We start from the raw sequence: 15,175 nt of genomic DNA, 5'->3' as shown, positions 1-15,175 counted from the left end.
CATGAGTAACACCGAAACGAAACCGAGCGACTCGCTCATCACGACGGACGTAGAGACCGGATCGAACGATCGAACGGCGCCCTCGGACCGGACCGCGGTGGCCGCGCGCGACCTGAACGTCTTCTACGGGGACGAGCAGGCGATCGACGACGTGTCGATGGAGATCCCCGAGAAGCGCGTGACCGCGCTGATCGGCCCCTCGGGCTGCGGCAAGTCGACGTTCCTCCGGTGTATCAACCGGATGAACGACATGATCGAGGTCTGTCGGGTCGAGGGCGACATCGAGTTCGGCGGGAAGAACGTGTACGACGACGACGTCGACCCAGTCGCGCTCCGGCGGAAGATCGGGATGGTGTTTCAGAAGCCCAACCCGTTCCCGAAGTCCATCCGCGACAACGTCGCGTACGGGCTGAAGATCCAGGGGTTCGACGGCGACGTCGACGAGCGCGTCGAGGAGTCGCTGAAGGGCGCGGCGCTGTGGGACGAGGTGAAAGACCAGCTCGGCTCCTCGGGGCTCGACCTCTCCGGCGGGCAACAGCAGCGGCTCTGTATCGCTCGCGCCATCGCGCCCGACCCGGAAGTCATCCTGATGGACGAGCCGACGTCGGCGCTCGACCCCGTCGCGGCCTCGAAGATCGAGGACCTCATCGACGACCTCGCGGAGGAGTACACCGTCATCATCGTCACGCACAACATGCAGCAGGCGGCGCGCATCTCCGACCGGACCGCGGTGTTCCTCACCGGCGGGCGGCTGGTCGAGTACGACGACACCACCAAGATCTTCGAGGACCCCGAGGAGCAGCGCGTCGAGGACTACATCACGGGGAAGTTCGGGTAGATGCCTCGCGAGAACTACCAGGAGCGGTTGGAGCAGCTCCGGGGCGACGTGGTCGCGATGGGCGACCTGGTCCTCGACCGGTACGAGACCGCCCTCCGCGCGGCCGAGACGGGCGACGACGACCTCGCCGACGAGGTGATCGGCGGGGATCACGTCGTCAACGAGCGGTACCTCGAACTGGAGGAGGAGTGCACGGAGCTGCTCGCGCTCCAGCAGCCCGTGGCCGGGGACCTCCGGCTGGTGACGGCCTCGTTCAAGATCATCACCGACCTCGAACGGGTCGGCGACCTGGCGACCAACATCGCCGCGTATGGCGGCGACGACGGCGGGATCCACCCGGCCGTCGACTTCCGCGGGCTCGGCGACGCGGCCGGCGACATGGTCGCCGACGCGGTCGCGGCCTACGAGGCGACCGACCCCGACGCGTGCCGTGAGATCGACGTTCGCGACGACGACCTCGACGAGCGCTGTCGCCGAGCGAGCGAAGCGGTCGTGCGGAGCCTCCTCGAAGCCGACCGCGCCCGCGCCGCCGCGAACGGGGACGGCGACCCGGACCCGGACCGGCTCGCGGACACCCTCGACGAGATCTCGCGCGCCCTGCTGGCGATCCGCGACCTCGAACGGGTCGGGGACCACGGGGTCAACATCGCCGCCCGGACGCTGTACATGATCGAGAGCGACGACGAACTGATCTACTGACCGGCGGTCGGCACGGAGACGGAACGGACGGCCGAGACACAATCCACAAGAGACCATGACACCCTCAGAGACCGCGGACGACGACGTCACCGACGCGACGACCACCCTCACGTTCATGTGCGTTCGCAACGCCGGCCGGAGCCAGATGGCGACCGCCTTCGCGGAGCGCGAGCGCGACCGGCGCGGCCTCGGCGACCGCGTCGAGGTCGTCACGGGCGGCACCGCCCCCGCCGACAGCGTCCACGACGTGGTCGTCGAGGCGCTCGCCGAGGTCGGCCTCGACGTGAACGGTCGGACGCCGCGACACGTGTCCGACGAGACGCTCGCCGCGTCGGACTTCGTCGCCACGATGGGCTGTTCGACACTGGAGCTCGACGGCGTCGACACCGACGACTGGGACCTCGACGACCCGGGCGAGCGCCCGATCGAGGAGGTCCGCGAGATCCGCGACGATATCGAGCGCCGCGTGGTCGTCCTCTTCGACGAGCGGTTCGGCGAGTGCGACGGTGAGTAGGGGCTCCGCGTCGAGGCGGCCATTATCGACTCCGGAAGCTCTAATCGACTTCGGACGCACTGACGAGACGTGACTGTACTGCAGGAGCTCATCGGAGACCAGTCGCTCGCCGTCTGGCTCGTGTTGGGCGCGATCGGGTTCCTGCTGACCTGGAAGGGGGCGAACGTCATCGAGTCGACGACCTCGAAGATCAGCGACCACTTCGGCGTCTCGCAGGCGATCCAGGGCGGGCTCATCGTCGCCGCCGCGACGTCGTTCCCCGAGCTCGCGATCATCGTCATCTCGGTGCTCGTGCTCGGCGACTTCGGCGTCGGCGCCGGGGCGCTCATCGGGACGGCGGTGTTCAATATCTTGGTCATCCCGGCCGCTGTCGCGATCACGAGCGGCGACACGACGACGACGCAGGGGATCGTCTACCGCGACGCCATTTTTTATATGGTCGCCGTGCTCGCCCTCTTCGGCGTGATCGCGCTCGGCGTGCTCGGGACCGACGGGCGCGAGCTCGCGCGGATCACGCCGCAGATGGGCGTCGGCCTGCTAGTGTTGTACGGCGTGTACGTCATCTTACTCGCGGGGGGCAAGAGCGGGGCGTCGGACATGAAGCGGGCCGAGTCAACGAACGTCCCCAAACAGGCCGGGCTGTTCGCGGCCGGGCTGGTCATCGTGCTGGTCGGCGTCGAGTCGATGGTCACCATGACGGTACAGATCTCGGACGCGCTCGACGCGCCGTCGTTCCTCATCTCCGTGACGGTGCTGTCGGTGCTGAGCTCGTTCCCCGACCTGCTCGTCGGCGTGAAGATGGGCGAGGCCGGCGACAAGCGGGCGGCGATCGCGAACGTCTTCGGGACCAACACGTTCAATCTCGTCGCGGCGCTGCCGATCGGCGTCATCCTCGCCGGCGGCGTCTCGATCGGCTTCCTCACATCCGTGCCGCTACTGTTATTTCTGTTTTATACCACCCTCGTCGTCGTGGTGATGTCCGCGACGGAGTTCGAGATCACTACCGAGGAGGGGTACGTCTTCCTCGCGATGTACGTCGCCTTCCTCGGCTGGATGACGACCGAGGCGCTCGGGATTACCGCGCTGCTGACCGAGGAGACGCTCCGATCGATCGTCACGTGACCGCCCCGTGAGCCGGCCGGCCCGTGAGCCGACGGCCGGCGGGTCCGAACCGTACCGAACGTACATTATCAATATCGGCGGATAGAGGCCCTGAAAGCCAACATTTAACGGAACAGAGGCCCTAATTATCCGCAGATGAACGAGACCTTAGGGCGTCGCATTCGACGCCATAACACGAGCTTCGATCGCGACACCGGACATATCATTCTACCGAGTGAACGCCTCGCCGCCCGCTGGTTCCACGGCGTCGTGGACGCCGCGGAACGGAACGACGACCTGGAACCGCTCGCCGAGCTCCGCATCGGGATCGACTCCGACAGAGACCGACCGACCGTTATCAACGAGCGCGCGGCCGGTGGGGTCCGAGCCGCGCTCCCGCCGAGCAGCGAGACGCTGCGGATCGACGGCTCCGCGGCCCTCGAGCGGTACGGATTCGACGACGACGAGGCGACGTTGCGAGCCGATCTCGAGACGCTGACCGACGTGCTGGTCGAGGGTGACGCCGAGCCGGCCCTCGCGTGCTAACGCTCTTCTCGGCGAGCTGATCCCCTCCGTTGCGGGAGCCTGACCGCCGCTCCTCTCTACTCCGTCCGAACGCGAACCTCGATACCGTCGGCATCGGTGACGGTGACCCCTCCACCGCGCTCGTCGACGGCGACATCGACATCGCCGTCGGCCGCGACCGCCTCCAGCCGCTCCCGCACCGCGTCCAGCGCGTCGGCGTCGGGGACGACCACCTCGAACCACGCGAGCCCGAGCCCCGTCGCGGGCGTCGTCCGCCCGCGCCACGTGTTCGCGGCGAGGTGGTGGTGGTAGCCGCCGGCGGCGACGAACCGGACGTCGGGGCCGGTCATGCCGACCTCGAAGCCGAGCCCGTCGACGTACACCGCCTCGAACGCCGACAGCGACGCGGTTTCGAGGTGGACGTGGCCGAGGTCGGTGCCGGGCGGGGCGCGGTCGACGGGCGACGATCCCGCGGAAGCGTTCCCCTCGACCGCCTCCGCGGCCGCGGCGACCCCCTCCAAGTCGAGCGGGTCGGTCGCCATGCGCACCGTCCCGTCGTCGTCGGTGGGCCACTCCTCGCGGGGGCGATCGCGGTAGATCTCCACCCCGTTTCCCTCGGGGTCGTCGAGGTACAGCGCCTCGCTGACGAGGTGGTCGGAGGCGCCGTCAAGGCGCCAGCGCTCCCGCACCCGACCCAGCGCCTCGCCGAGCGCGGCCCGGGAGGGGACCCGGAACGCGGCGTGAAAGAGGCCGGCCTCGGTGCGCCCGCGCTCGGGGCGGTCCGGGTCGCGTCGCAGGACGAGCAGGGGGTCGCCGTCGGCGCCGAGGACGGCCCTGTCGCCGTCGCAGTCGATGACGGCGAGGCCGACGACGTCGCGGTAGAAGGCGGTCGTCTCGTCGAGGTCGGCGACGCGGAGCGCGGCGCGGCCGATCCGCGCGCCGGGCGGGAGGCGGTCCTCGGGGGAAGCGTCGGTCATGTCGCCTCTCAGGGACGCCCGCGCGTTTAACGCGTCGGTCACGGGAGCAGCGGCGGGACCCGCCGGTCGCGGGAGCCGTGAGCGAACTGGGCGACCGACCGCGACCGCCCCAACGACCCGGACTCTCCCGATCGTCCGTTAGAATCAAACGGGCACGCGACGCAGTACCCGATATGAGCGTCGAACAGGAGGAGCGGGCCATTCGGTGTCTGGTCGCGAAGGTCGGACTCGACGGCCACGATCGGGGTGCACACGTGATCGCGCGGGCGTTCCGCGACGCCGGCTTCGAAGTCGTCTACTCCGGGCTCCATCGCGCGCCGGAGGACATCGTACAGGCGGCGGTCCAGGAGGACGTCGACGTGCTCGGCATCTCGATCCTCTCGGGCGCCCACAACACCCTCGTCCCGAAGGTCATCGAGGGGCTCAAGGAGTACGACGCGTTCGAGGACACCCTGATCCTCGTGGGCGGGATCATCCCTGACGACGACGAGACGGAGCTCAAGGAGCTCGGCGTCGCCGAGGTGTTCGGCCCCGGGACGCCGATGGAGGAGACGATCGAGTTCATCCGGAACAACGTGCCGGAGCGGGCGTAGATGGACGGGCCGCAACGTGACGGGTCGGCGGCGGAGCGGACCCCGGAGCTGAGCGACCGCGACGCCGAGCTCGTCGAGGAGCTGCTCGCCGGGAGCCACCGGGCGCTCGCCCGCGTCATCACCCGGATCGAGGACCGCGCCGCGGGCCACCGGGCGATCGTCTCCGCGCTCCACGGGCACACCGGCGGCGCGGACGTGATCGGGATCACGGGCTCGCCCGGCGCCGGGAAGTCGACGCTCGTCGACAAGCTCGCGGCGGCCTACCGCGAGCGCGGGGACACCGTCGGCGTCGTCGGCGTCGACCCCTCCTCGCCGTACACGGGCGGCGCGGTCCTCGGCGACCGGATCCGGATGGGGTCGAACGTCGGCGACATGGACGTGTTCTTCCGGTCGATGAGCGCGCGCGGCCAGCTCGGCGGGCTCTCGATGGCGACCGCGGACGCGGTGAAGGCGCTCGACGCCTTCGGGAAGGACGTCGTGGTCATCGAGACGGTCGGCGCCGGGCAGAACGAGGTCGACGTGGTGCGGACCGCCGACACGGTCGCGGTGCTCGTCCAGCCCGGCTCCGGCGACGACGTGCAGACGCTGAAGGCCGGCATCCTGGAGATCGGCGACGTGTTCGTCGTCAACAAGGCCGACATGGACGGCGCGGAGCGCACCCTCGCCGAGTTGGAGGAGATGGTCCACCGGCGGGAGGGCCCGACGACGGGGCTCGACACGGGCCATCACGGGTTCGACGCGCCGGAGCACCCGGACGACCCGACCCCCTCGGACGGCGAGGCGGCCTCCGGCGACGCGGCCGACGCGAGCGGCGACGACGCCCCGGGGTGGACCCCCGAGGTGCTCCGGACGGTCGCGAACACGGGCGAGGGCGTCGACGAGCTGATCGCGGCGTTCGACGCCCACGCCGCGCACCTCCGGGAGTCGGGCGAGATCGAGGCGACGAAGCGCCGGCGCTACGCCGAGGAGATCCGGACGCTCGTGCGGTCCGACGTCGGGGCCCTCGCCGCCGAGGAGATCGAGCGCCGCGGCGGGATCGACCGGCTCGCCGAGGCGGTCCGCCGGCGCGAGACCGACCCGTACAGCGTCGCCGCCGAGGTCGTCGCCCCCATCGTCGACTGCGTGGAGACGGACCGGGAGTGACCGACCGAGGGGCGGCGGTCGGGAGCGAGGCGTGACCGCCCGGGCGGGCCACGAGGTATAAGTCGCCAGCGGACCAACAGGTTTCCATGAAGCTCAGGAACCTCGCCGGGACCGCCCTCCTCGGCGTCGGCGCGCTCGCCGCGGCCAACACCGGACTCCGGTACGAGGGCGAGCTGGAGGCCCCGCTCGACGGCGACGACGGCGTCTTCCGCTGGCGCGGGATGGACGTCGCGTTCACGGAGGCGGGCGACCCCGACGACCCGGACCTCGCGCTGCTCCACGGGATCAACGCCGCCGGCTCCTCGGGGGAGTGGCGCGCGGTGTTCGACGACCTGGCCGTCGACTACCACGTGATCGCGCCGGACTTCCCCGGGTACGGTCGCTCCGATCGGCCGCCGCTACGGTACTCCGCGGCGCTGTACGAGGACTTCGTCCGCGACTTCCTCGCGGACCTCGACGAGCCGGCCGTCGTCGCCTCGTCGCTGTCGGCCGCGTACGCCGCCGGGGCGGCGACCGGGGACGGGTCGGGGAGCGACGCGGTCGACGTGAGCGGCTTCGTCGGCGTCTGTCCGACGAGCACCGCCGGCCCGAGCCCCCCGAAGTCGTGGCTCCGCGAACTGATCCGGTCGCCGCTGATCGGGGACGCGCTGTTCAACGTGATCGCGTCGAAGCCGTCGATCCGCTACTTCAACGCCGACCACGGCTACGACGACCCGACGAACCCGAGCGAGGAGTGGACCGACTACGAGTGGCGGACGACCCACGTCGAGAACGCTCGGTTCGCGCCGGCCTCCTTCATATCCGGCTACCTCAACAGCGACCTCGACCTGGCGGCCGCGCTCGCCGACCTCGACGTGCCCCCGACGATCGTCTGGGGGCGTGAGGCCGAGGTGAGCCCCCTCTCGGACGGCCGCGACCTGGCCGACGAGGCCGACGCGCGCCTCGTCGTCTTCGACCGCGCGCGGCTGCTCCCGCACGTCGAGCACCCGGAGCGGTTCGTCGAAACGGTGCGAGAGAGCCTCGTCGCCGGCGCGACCGCCTGAGACGGGAGCCGCACCGGAGGCCGGGGACCGCCCCCGCGTCGGGCCGGTCGGAATCCCAGTATCAGACCTGAGCATCGGGAAGCAAGCGGTTTAGGCGATGATCGCCGACGCGGGAGTATGACCGACTCATCCCTTCGAGTGCTCTGCGTCGACGACGAGCCGGGGCTCGCCGCGCTCGTCGCCGCGTACCTCGAACGCGACGACGGGATCGACTGCGAGGCCGTCGCCGAGACGGACCCGGACGCGGCGTTGGCGCGCATCGAGCGCGAGGCGTTCGACTGCGTCGTGAGCGACTACGACATGCCCGGTCGGACCGGCGTCGAGCTGCTCTCGGCGGCGCGGGAGACCGAGCCGGACCTCCCGTTCCTCCTCTTTTCGGCGACCGAGCCGGACGCCATCGCGGCCGAGATGGTCCGCGCGGGCGTCAGCGATTACGTCCACAAGCGCGGCGGCGTCGACGGGTACACCGCGCTCTTACGCCGAGTCGGCCACGCGGTCGACGGCGAGGGCGGGAGCTTCGAGGCGGGCGCCGAGAGCGTCGGGGACGGCGACGCCGAGGGCGTCGGTCCCGCGACCGAGGTCGCGCTCGACGGGGTCTGCACGGTCGCGCCCGACGGCACCTTCGAGTTCGTCGGCGAGGAGTACGGGCGGCTGTACGGCTACGAGCCGGACGAGCTGGTCGGCGAGCCCTGGCAGCGCCTCCACCCGGACGAGGAGGTCGAACACATCCGGACCCACGTCATCCCGGCGGTGATGGAGGGCGAGCGGTGGACCGGGACGAGCGAGGGGCTCCGCGCCGACGGGACCACGTTCGCGGAGTCGAAGCTGGTGAGCACGGCGAGCGACGACCGGCTCGTCATCTCGGTGTCGCCGTTCGACGAGGTCGCCGGCGGGACGGCCGCGATCGACTGACGGGCGTGACTCAGGCGTCCCGCCGGACGTACAGCGTCTTCTCGCAGGCGGCGTGGACGGTCCCCGCCTCGTCGACGAGCGAGACGAGGTAGTCGCGGTCGGTCGACTCGCCGGGACCGAGCGCGTCGCGGATCGCGTCGGTCTCGGCGACGGGCAGTTCGAACTCGGCGTACAGCGTGTCGCGGCCCGGCTCGAGGAACTCGAGCGCGGCCGACTTGTCCCAGACGGTGAAGCCGTCGCCGAGGAGCCGCCGGAGCATCGTCATGTACACCGGGTCGATCGCGCCGTAGAGGCTCCCGCCGAAGATGGTCCCGACCGCGTTGCGGGTCCGCCAGTTGAACGGGACGCGGATCCGCACGTAGCGCCAGTCCGCGCCGATGCGGTCGACGCGGGCGCCGGTCCCGCGGTAGGCCGGCAGGAGGTTGAAGCCGTGGCGCCACAGCCGGGTCCGGAGACTTTCCGCCGGCGGGTCCTCGCGGAGGGGACGGGGATCGGGGTCGCGGTCGACGCCGGTCGGCGAGTCGGTCACGTCTCGGAGGCGCCGCGCCGGCGACAAACCCGTGTCGGAACCGGCGACAACGCGCCCGGGGTTGTCGATGTCGATATCTGACGCTTATGTAAATGACTGCGGTGGCGCGCACCTGCGAGCGCCTACCGGGCGCGAGCAGCCTGCGCGAGGTCGCCGGCGCTCCGCGCCGGCTGCCAGAGAATCTTCGATTCTCGCTGGAGTCGGTCGCCCGGAGCGACGCGGAGGGCGACCGACGAGGCTGGGGAGGCGTGAGGTGCGGTCGTGGTGCGGGGCGGGACTCGAAGGGGCAGCCGCGAGGGCGAAGCACGGCGAAGCAAGTACCGCAGCGAGAGAGCACCAGCGACCGAGCGAGGAACGCAGCAAGCCGCGCGAGCCGTCGCGACTGGGGCTTCGGAGGCGTTCGCCGTCGATCCGTCATCAACTACTTATAAACGATCGATCGGGGCTTCGGAAGCGCTTCCGTCGGTCTCACTTCCGTCCGATCTCGCTCCCGCTCTCACGTAGGCGGCCCGAAACGGGTATCCGCGCGCGTCGGTAACCCGACACCGATGGAGTGCGACAAGTGCGGGGCCGACGCCGTCCACCACGCCGCCTACTCCGGGGCGCACCTCTGCGGCGAACACCTCCGCCGGTCGGTCGAGAAGCGCGTGAAACGCCGGGTCCGGGAGGACTCCCTCCTCGATCCGGAGGCGACGCCGGACGACCCCGACCGCTGGGTGATCGGCCTCTCCGGCGGGAAAGACAGCGTCGCGCTGACGCGAATTCTGGACGACGTGTTCGGGAAGGACCCCCGCGTCGAGATGCTCGCGCTGACGATCCACGAGGGGATCGAGGGGTACCGCGACGAGAGCCTCGACGCCTGCGTCGAGCTCGCCGAGGAGCTCTCGCTCCGGCACGAAGTCGTCTCCTACGAGGAGGAGTTCGACGTCCGGATGGACGACGTCGTCGAGGACGACCCCGAGAACATGGCCGCCTGCGCGTACTGCGGCGTGTTCCGCCGCGACCTCCTCGAGAAGTACGCCGCCGAGTTCGACGCCGACAAGCTGCTCACCGGCCACAACCTCGACGACGAGGCGCAGACGGCGATGATGAACTTCCTCGAGGGCGACGTGCGACAGGTGGCGAAACACTTCGACGCCTCGCTCGGCCCCTTCGACGAGCGCGAGGGCACCGACGACTTCGTCCCGCGCGCCAAACCGCTCCGCGACGTGCCCGAGAAGGAGATCGCGCTCTACTGTCACGTCCGCGACCTCCCGACGCACATGGCCGAGTGCCCCCACTCCTCGGAGGCGTACCGCGGCGAGATCCGGTCGACGATCCACGAGTTAGAGGAGAACCACCCCGGCGCCCGCCACTCGATCATGGCCGGCTACGAGGAGCTCTCCGCGCTCGCCGCCGAGGCGTACCGCGAGGGCGGCGACGCCGCCGACGGCGCCCCCGACCTCGGCGAGTGCGAGCGCTGCGGTTCGAAGACGAGCCGCGACGTCTGCCGGAAGTGCCGCCTGCTCGACTCGATCGAGGCGGCGACCTGACCGCCCCGTCGAACGCGGTCGGCGACCCGAGCGTTCTGTCGGTCAGGCGTCGCCGTCGACCCGCCCGAGCAGGTCGAGCTGGTGGGTGAGGTAGACGAGCTCGGCGGCGTCGACCCGTCGCCGCCGCTCTGAGAGCCACGCGTCGAGGTCGGCGGCCGAGAGCGATCCGTCGCCCCCGACGGCGATCACCTCGCCGACCGCCTGCTCGACGGTGTCGAGGATGTGCCGGACGAAGAACGCCTCGTCGGCCGGATAGCCGGTCTCGCCGTCGGCGGGACGCACGACCCAGTCGGAGCCGGCGACCGCGAGGAGCGTCGAGCCGTCCGCCTCGCGCAGGCGCGAGAGCGCGGCGCCGCCGGCGCGGCTGTCTCCGTCGGGTTTCTCGTCCATGTGCCGGTGGTACAGCCGCTCGATTGCCCGGTCGTCGGGGTGCGCCGGGCGGAAGCGCGTCCCGCCGTCGAAGGTGATCGGGAAGTAGTAGGTCCCGCCGGGGCCGAGCGCGTCGAGCAGGGCGTCGAGCCCGTCGAGGTCGAGGACGTCGAGCAGCGCCATCCCGATCAGGGCGTCCCACTCGCCCGGGCGTTCCCCGGCGTACGCGACCGCGTCGGCGGCGACCGGCTCGACCCGAACCGTACGGGCGTCGGTCTCGACGACGAGCGCGTCGCCGTCGGCGGTCTCGACGGAGACCGGTCCCTCTCGGTCCGTCGCCCACTCCCGGAGGTACGGACCGACGCCGGCGAGCGTCTCCGCGTCGCGGTCGACGGCGACGTACCGCGTCTCGCCCGGCGGGAGCACCTCCAGATCGATCAGGCGGGCGACCATCGTCCCGATGCCGGCCCCGACCTCCAGCACGCGCAGCGGCCCGGCGCTCGCGGCGGCGCGGTCGGCGAGCCGCTCGCGGAGGATCCCGACGAGCCGGCGGTCGAGCGCCCGGTCGTCGACGGTCCGCTTCGCGCGGAGGTAGCGCCGGAAGGCGTCGGTGTCGTCGGCGATGGCGTCGTCGGCGAGAGCGTCGGCGGCGGGGGCCTCTTCGTCGGTCGCCTCGGCGGACTCGTCGCCGCTTCCGGTCACGTCGCGGTCGCCCGTCACGTCGCCACCTCCGTGTCTATCGCGTCGACGCCGTCGCCCGCGTCGGCGACGTCGGCGAGGAGTCGCCGGACTCGACCCGTCGACTCCGTCCAGCCCGGGTGACGCTCGTACCGCCGCCTGGCGGCGCGGCCCATCTCGGCAGTCCGATCGGGGTCGGCCGCGAACTCGTCGAGCGCGCGGGCGACGGCCGCGGGGTCGTCCGGGTCGACGAGGACGCCCGTCTCGCCGTCGGTGACCGTCTCGTTCGCGCCGCCCGCCCGGGAGGCGATCGCCGGCAGACCGAAGCTCATCCCCTCGAGGTAGACGATCCCGAACCCCTCGTACCGGGAGGGGACCGCGAGGACGTGGCTCTCGCGGAGGACGTCGGCCAGCGCGTCGTCCGACAGCCGGCCGGCGAAGCGCACGCGGTCGCCGAGCCCGCGCTCGCCGACCAATCGCCGGACGTCGGCGACGTGGGACTCGTCGACCGGCCGGCCGACGACCGTGAGGTCGACGGCGGCGTCGGCGCGGGACACGCCCTCGACGAGCGTGTCGAGCCCCTTCCGCGGTTCGACGTTCCCGACGAACGCGACTCGGAGGGGCGCGGGAGCGGGGTCGGCGACCGACGCGCCGTCGCCGGCTCCGGATTCCTCGCCGATTTCCCCGAGCGACGCGGCGCGTGCCGCGACCGCGTCGCCGTCGATTGCGGGATCGAACCGGTCGCCCGCGGGCGGGGCGACGACGGTCTCGTCGGGGTCGACGCCGAGGGCGGCGACCGCGTCGCGGGTCGCCCCGCTGTTGCAGACGACGCCGTCGACGGTCGCGAGATACCGGCGCTCGACGGCGCGGTACAGCGGCGAGAGGCGGCGCGGCTCGCTCGCCCGCAGGTGGTGGACGACGCTCACGATCGGGTACGGCAGACCGCGGTTGGCGAGGACCAGAGAGGGGTGCGCGAGCTCGTCTTGCAGCATCACGTCGACGTCGACGCGGAGGCGGTCGCGGAGGGACGGGCTGGCGTTGTCGAGCAGCCCGCGCGGGTACGCTCGCCACGGGAGTTCGACGACCTCGACGGTGTCGCCGGCGGCCCGGAGCCCCTCGACCAGCTTCCGGTCGTAGCGGAACCCTCCGGACCGCTCGTCGAGGCTCCCGTACAGCGTGAGCCCGACCCTCATACCGGGGCGTCGTACGTCGCGGCGGCCGCGTCGTCCTCCCAGACCGTCACGGACAGCTCGGTCACGGTCTCGTCGGTCACCGCGTCGGTCACGCGCTCGAAGATCACCCGGGCAAAGCGCTCGACGCTCGGATTGCGCCCCTCGAACTCGGGGAGGTCGTTGAGCAGCTCGTCGCGGTAGCGGTCGGCGAGGTCGGCGAGCGCCGCGTCGGCGTCGTCGATGTCGACGAGGTAGTCGTACTCGTTCAGCTCCGGCCCGCGGAACGTCAGCTCCACCTCGAAGTGGTGGGAGTGCGGGACGCCCTCGGGTCCGGGGTCGGGGACCGTGAGGTAGTGCTGGGCCACGAAGTCCGTCAGCACCGTCGTCGCGTACATACACCGATCCACGGGCGCGACGCACCTAAATCCGGAGGGCGGGGGAGAGGCGACCGGGACTGCCGCCGGCCGCGTCCCCGCCGTCGGCCCGACGGACGCTCACAGGTAGCCGAGCGCCGCGAGCCGCTCTCGCTCGTCGCTCTCCCCGTGAACGCGGCTCACCGGCAGCGGCTCCGGCGGTTCGAGCGCCGGGTCGAGCGTCCCGCGGTCGACGCCGGTCGTCTCGGCCCACGGCACGGCGAGGAGGGCGGGCACGGGGGTGTTCATCGGGTGGCCGTACAGCCCCCACTCGCCGAAGAGGTTGCCGTGGTCTGCCGTGACCGCGACGCGGCCGTCGACGTTGTCGGCGAGCGTCTCCACCTCGCCGAGCACGTGGCGGAGGTTGGCCTCGTACGCGGCCCAGACGCGCTCGACCGAGACCTCGCCGCGCCGGAGCGACACCCACGGGTTCCCCTCGTTGCTGTGACTCCCCGTCCGGGCCAGCCCGTCGTCGCCGTCGAGGGGGTCCGGGACGAACGGGTGGTGCGGCTGCATGTAGTGGGCGACGAGTCGGTCGGGGTCGCGCTCCCGGGCGAGCGCGACCGCCCGCTCGGTGACCGCCCGCGCCGGCACGGTGCCGAGGGCGTCGTCCCACGCGTACTTCCACACCTCGTCGAGCGCCGCGAACGCGTCGGCGTCGAGGTAGCGGTCGGTCCACGTGTTTCCCGTCGCCATGACCGTCCGGGCCGTCTCGGGGCGACCGACGAACGTGTTCTCCAACCACTCCGAGGAGGAGCTGCCGACCGACCGGACCGTCTCGACGCGGTCGAGGAAGTCGACGTCGGCCGCGACCGAACGCAGCAGGTCGGCCCGACAGGCGTCGAGGACGACGAGGACGTCCCACTCGCGGTCGAAGGCGTTCGTCCCGTAGTCGAGCCGCCGACCGACCGCCTGCAACCCGCGCAGGTAGGCGGTCCCGAGGCGGCTCATTCCCGGTTCCGTCACGACCGTGAGTTAGCGCGCGGCGACTAAACCGCTCCGGCGGGAGGCATATACGTCTCCCCGCCTCGATACGACCGTGAACTGTCTGTTCGCCGGGGCCGGGTCGATCGCGCCGGAGTACGCCGCCGGCCTGTCGGGGAGTCCGCTGTCGCTCGCCGGCGTCGTCGACCTCGACGGGGATCGCGCCGCCGCCCTCGCCGCGGCCCACGACTGCCCGTCCTTTACCGACCTGGACGCGGCGCTCGCCGCGGTCGACGCGCCGGTAGTGGTGAACCTGACGAGCCACGCCGCCCACGCGCCGGTGACCCGGACCGCGCTCGAAGCCGACCGCCACGTCTACTCGCAGAAGCCGCTCGCGCTCGACGCCGACGAGGCGCGGGCGCTGGTGGCGCTCGCCCGCGACCGCGGCCTCGCGCTGGGCTGTGCACCCGGCACGCCGCGAGCGCCCTCGCAGCGCCGCGCGGGGCGCCTCCTCGCCGACGGCCGGCTCGGCCCGGTGGGGCTCGGATACGCTCACGCCCACGTCGGCCGCGTGACCGACTGGCACGACCGCCCCGGCTCCTTCCTCGATATCGGGCCGCTGTACGACGGGGCCGTGTACCCGCTCGCGCTGCTGGTGTCGTGGTTCGGCCCGGTCGAGCGCGTCCGCGTCGCCGACGCGCTCGACGTGTGGCCCGAGCGCGAGGAGCGCCGGCCCTCGACGCCGAGCCACGTCGAGGCGACGCTGGCGTTCGCGGCGGGGCCGACCGTCAGGCTGACCGCCAGCTTCTACGCCCCCCACCGGAGCCGGGAGTTCTACGGGCTGGAGCTCCACGGCGACGACGGCTCGCTGTACCTGACGGGGACCGGCGCGATGGACGACGACCGCGACGCCGTCCGGTTCGGTCGCGTCGGGCGGGAGTACGTGAGCGCGCCGCCGACGTCTCCGGCGAAGCCCTACGAGTACGTCGACGCCGTCGAGCGCCTCGCCGCGACGGTCGAGGCGGGGTCGCCCTCGCGGGCGGGCGGGCGGCGGGGCGCCCACGTCGTCGCCGTCTGCAACGCGATCGAGGCGGCCGCCGAGGGGGACGGACCGGTCGCCGTCGACGACTGCGGGGCGACCGCCGACCCGCCGCCGGCGCCGGTCGTCAGGCCGGCGTCGGACGGGTGTAATACGGGCACCGGGGTCGAGGGG

General features: G+C 71.9%; 17 protein-coding genes. 11 read left to right on the top strand and 6 right to left on the bottom strand.

Annotation, left to right across the window (positions count from 1 at the left end; all coding sequences use genetic code 11):
• Window position 1: 1 nt before the first annotated feature.
• The 5 genes from pstB (at window position 2) to DJ81_RS10885 (ending at window position 3,698) form a co-directional block, all read left to right on the top strand.
• Window positions 2–838 (top strand): phosphate ABC transporter ATP-binding protein PstB, encoded by an 837-nt coding sequence (pstB, locus tag DJ81_RS10905; protein ID WP_094527822.1) that lies wholly within the window; start codon window positions 2–4, stop codon window positions 836–838.
• Window positions 839–1,537 carry a PhoU domain-containing protein gene (locus DJ81_RS10900; RefSeq protein ID WP_094589723.1) on the top strand — a complete coding sequence of 233 codons (699 nt, stop codon included), beginning with the start codon at window positions 839–841 and terminating at the stop codon, window positions 1,535–1,537.
• 55 nt (window positions 1,538–1,592) lie between these two features.
• The gene (locus tag DJ81_RS10895; protein WP_094527820.1) at window positions 1,593–2,051 is read left to right on the top strand and encodes a low molecular weight phosphatase family protein; all 459 of its coding nucleotides are present in this window, start codon (window positions 1,593–1,595) and stop codon (window positions 2,049–2,051) included.
• Between the two features lie 69 nt (window positions 2,052–2,120).
• Complete coding sequence (locus DJ81_RS10890; protein WP_094524871.1) at window positions 2,121–3,173, top strand: sodium:calcium antiporter; 1,053 nt, start codon at window positions 2,121–2,123, stop codon at window positions 3,171–3,173.
• 135 nt (window positions 3,174–3,308) lie between these two features.
• Complete coding sequence (locus tag DJ81_RS10885; RefSeq protein ID WP_094589721.1) at window positions 3,309–3,698, top strand: hypothetical protein; 390 nt, start codon at window positions 3,309–3,311, stop codon at window positions 3,696–3,698.
• 56 nt (window positions 3,699–3,754) lie between these two features.
• Here DJ81_RS10885 and DJ81_RS10880 read toward each other — a convergent pair whose 3' ends face one another.
• Entirely contained in the window at window positions 3,755–4,654 is a 900-nt protein-coding gene (locus DJ81_RS10880) for a VOC family protein (RefSeq protein ID WP_094589719.1), read from the bottom strand.
• Between the two features lie 173 nt (window positions 4,655–4,827).
• Here DJ81_RS10880 and DJ81_RS10875 point away from each other — a divergent pair, with 173 nt between their 5' ends.
• The 4 genes from DJ81_RS10875 to DJ81_RS10860 all read left to right on the top strand — a co-directional run bounded on the left by DJ81_RS10875 (window position 4,828) and on the right by DJ81_RS10860 (window position 8,345).
• The gene (locus DJ81_RS10875) at window positions 4,828–5,247 is read left to right on the top strand and encodes a cobalamin B12-binding domain-containing protein (RefSeq protein ID WP_094524868.1); all 420 of its coding nucleotides are present in this window, start codon (window positions 4,828–4,830) and stop codon (window positions 5,245–5,247) included.
• A complete protein-coding gene (gene meaB, locus DJ81_RS10870) occupies window positions 5,248–6,390 on the top strand; it encodes a methylmalonyl Co-A mutase-associated GTPase MeaB (RefSeq protein ID WP_094589717.1) in 1,143 nt (380 codons plus the stop codon).
• Window positions 6,391–6,476: 86 nt separating this feature from the next.
• Window positions 6,477–7,433, top strand: a complete 957-nt coding sequence (locus DJ81_RS10865) for an alpha/beta fold hydrolase (RefSeq protein WP_094589715.1) — start codon at window positions 6,477–6,479, stop codon at window positions 7,431–7,433.
• A gap of 117 nt (window positions 7,434–7,550) precedes the next feature.
• Window positions 7,551–8,345, top strand: a complete 795-nt coding sequence (locus tag DJ81_RS10860) for a response regulator (RefSeq protein WP_094589713.1) — start codon at window positions 7,551–7,553, stop codon at window positions 8,343–8,345.
• Between the two features lie 10 nt (window positions 8,346–8,355).
• Here DJ81_RS10860 and DJ81_RS10855 read toward each other — a convergent pair whose 3' ends face one another.
• Entirely contained in the window at window positions 8,356–8,874 is a 519-nt protein-coding gene (locus DJ81_RS10855; RefSeq protein WP_094527813.1) for a DUF4442 domain-containing protein, read from the bottom strand.
• Window positions 8,875–9,422: 548 nt separating this feature from the next.
• Here DJ81_RS10855 and DJ81_RS10850 point away from each other — a divergent pair.
• Window positions 9,423–10,406, top strand: coding sequence for a TIGR00269 family protein (locus tag DJ81_RS10850; RefSeq protein ID WP_094589711.1), 984 nt, complete (start codon window positions 9,423–9,425; stop codon window positions 10,404–10,406).
• Window positions 10,407–10,448: 42 nt separating this feature from the next.
• On the opposite strand, the gene DJ81_RS10845 is transcribed toward DJ81_RS10850, so the two are convergent.
• The 4 genes from DJ81_RS10845 to DJ81_RS10830 all read right to left on the bottom strand — a co-directional run bounded on the left by DJ81_RS10845 (window position 10,449) and on the right by DJ81_RS10830 (window position 13,989).
• Complete coding sequence (locus DJ81_RS10845; protein WP_394338292.1) at window positions 10,449–11,495, bottom strand: hypothetical protein; 1,047 nt, start codon at window positions 11,493–11,495, stop codon at window positions 10,449–10,451.
• A complete protein-coding gene (locus tag DJ81_RS10840) occupies window positions 11,492–12,646 on the bottom strand; it encodes a glycosyltransferase family 4 protein (RefSeq protein ID WP_094524862.1) in 1,155 nt (384 codons plus the stop codon). The genes DJ81_RS10845 and DJ81_RS10840 overlap by 4 nt, the downstream gene beginning before the upstream one ends.
• Window positions 12,643–13,020 (bottom strand): 6-carboxytetrahydropterin synthase, encoded by a 378-nt coding sequence (locus DJ81_RS10835; RefSeq protein WP_094524861.1) that lies wholly within the window; start codon window positions 13,018–13,020, stop codon window positions 12,643–12,645. Before DJ81_RS10835 ends, DJ81_RS10840 begins: the two co-directional genes overlap by 4 nt.
• A 99-nt stretch (window positions 13,021–13,119) precedes the next feature.
• On the bottom strand, window positions 13,120–13,989 hold the full coding sequence (locus DJ81_RS10830; protein ID WP_094524885.1) for a hypothetical protein: 870 nt from the start codon (window positions 13,987–13,989) through the stop codon (window positions 13,120–13,122).
• An 88-nt stretch (window positions 13,990–14,077) separates the two neighbouring features.
• On the opposite strand from DJ81_RS10830, the gene DJ81_RS10825 reads away from it, so the two are divergent.
• On the top strand, window positions 14,078–15,175 hold a 1,098-nt coding region (locus DJ81_RS10825), incomplete at its 3' end, for a Gfo/Idh/MocA family protein (RefSeq protein WP_141212575.1).

Origin of the sequence: Halorubrum sp. Hd13 (genome assembly GCF_002252755.1) — an archaeon.
Lineage (GTDB): Archaea > Halobacteriota > Halobacteria > Halobacteriales > Haloferacaceae > Halorubrum.
Note: the sequence above shows the minus strand (reverse complement) of the source record. Positions and strands in the feature narration are given on the sequence as shown.

Excerpts from the sequence above, each read along its gene's own strand:
- pstB (WP_094527822.1), top strand. The coding sequence starts at position 2 with ATGAGTAACACCGAAACGAAACCGAGCGACTCGCTCATCACGACGGAC.
- DJ81_RS10900 (WP_094589723.1), top strand. The coding sequence starts at position 839 with ATGCCTCGCGAGAACTACCAGGAGCGGTTGGAGCAGCTCCGGGGCGAC.
- DJ81_RS10895 (WP_094527820.1), top strand. The coding sequence starts at position 1,593 with ATGACACCCTCAGAGACCGCGGACGACGACGTCACCGACGCGACGACC.
- DJ81_RS10885 (WP_094589721.1), top strand. The coding sequence starts at position 3,309 with ATGAACGAGACCTTAGGGCGTCGCATTCGACGCCATAACACGAGCTTC.
- DJ81_RS10880 (WP_094589719.1), bottom strand. The coding sequence starts at position 4,654 with ATGACCGACGCTTCCCCCGAGGACCGCCTCCCGCCCGGCGCGCGGATC.
- DJ81_RS10875 (WP_094524868.1), top strand. The coding sequence starts at position 4,828 with ATGAGCGTCGAACAGGAGGAGCGGGCCATTCGGTGTCTGGTCGCGAAG.
- meaB (WP_094589717.1), top strand. The coding sequence starts at position 5,248 with ATGGACGGGCCGCAACGTGACGGGTCGGCGGCGGAGCGGACCCCGGAG.
- DJ81_RS10865 (WP_094589715.1), top strand. The coding sequence starts at position 6,477 with ATGAAGCTCAGGAACCTCGCCGGGACCGCCCTCCTCGGCGTCGGCGCG.
- DJ81_RS10860 (WP_094589713.1), top strand. The coding sequence starts at position 7,551 with ATGACCGACTCATCCCTTCGAGTGCTCTGCGTCGACGACGAGCCGGGG.
- DJ81_RS10850 (WP_094589711.1), top strand. The coding sequence starts at position 9,423 with ATGGAGTGCGACAAGTGCGGGGCCGACGCCGTCCACCACGCCGCCTAC.
- DJ81_RS10840 (WP_094524862.1), bottom strand. The coding sequence starts at position 12,646 with ATGAGGGTCGGGCTCACGCTGTACGGGAGCCTCGACGAGCGGTCCGGA.
- DJ81_RS10835 (WP_094524861.1), bottom strand. The coding sequence starts at position 13,020 with ATGTACGCGACGACGGTGCTGACGGACTTCGTGGCCCAGCACTACCTC.
- DJ81_RS10830 (WP_094524885.1), bottom strand. The coding sequence starts at position 13,989 with ATGAGCCGCCTCGGGACCGCCTACCTGCGCGGGTTGCAGGCGGTCGGT.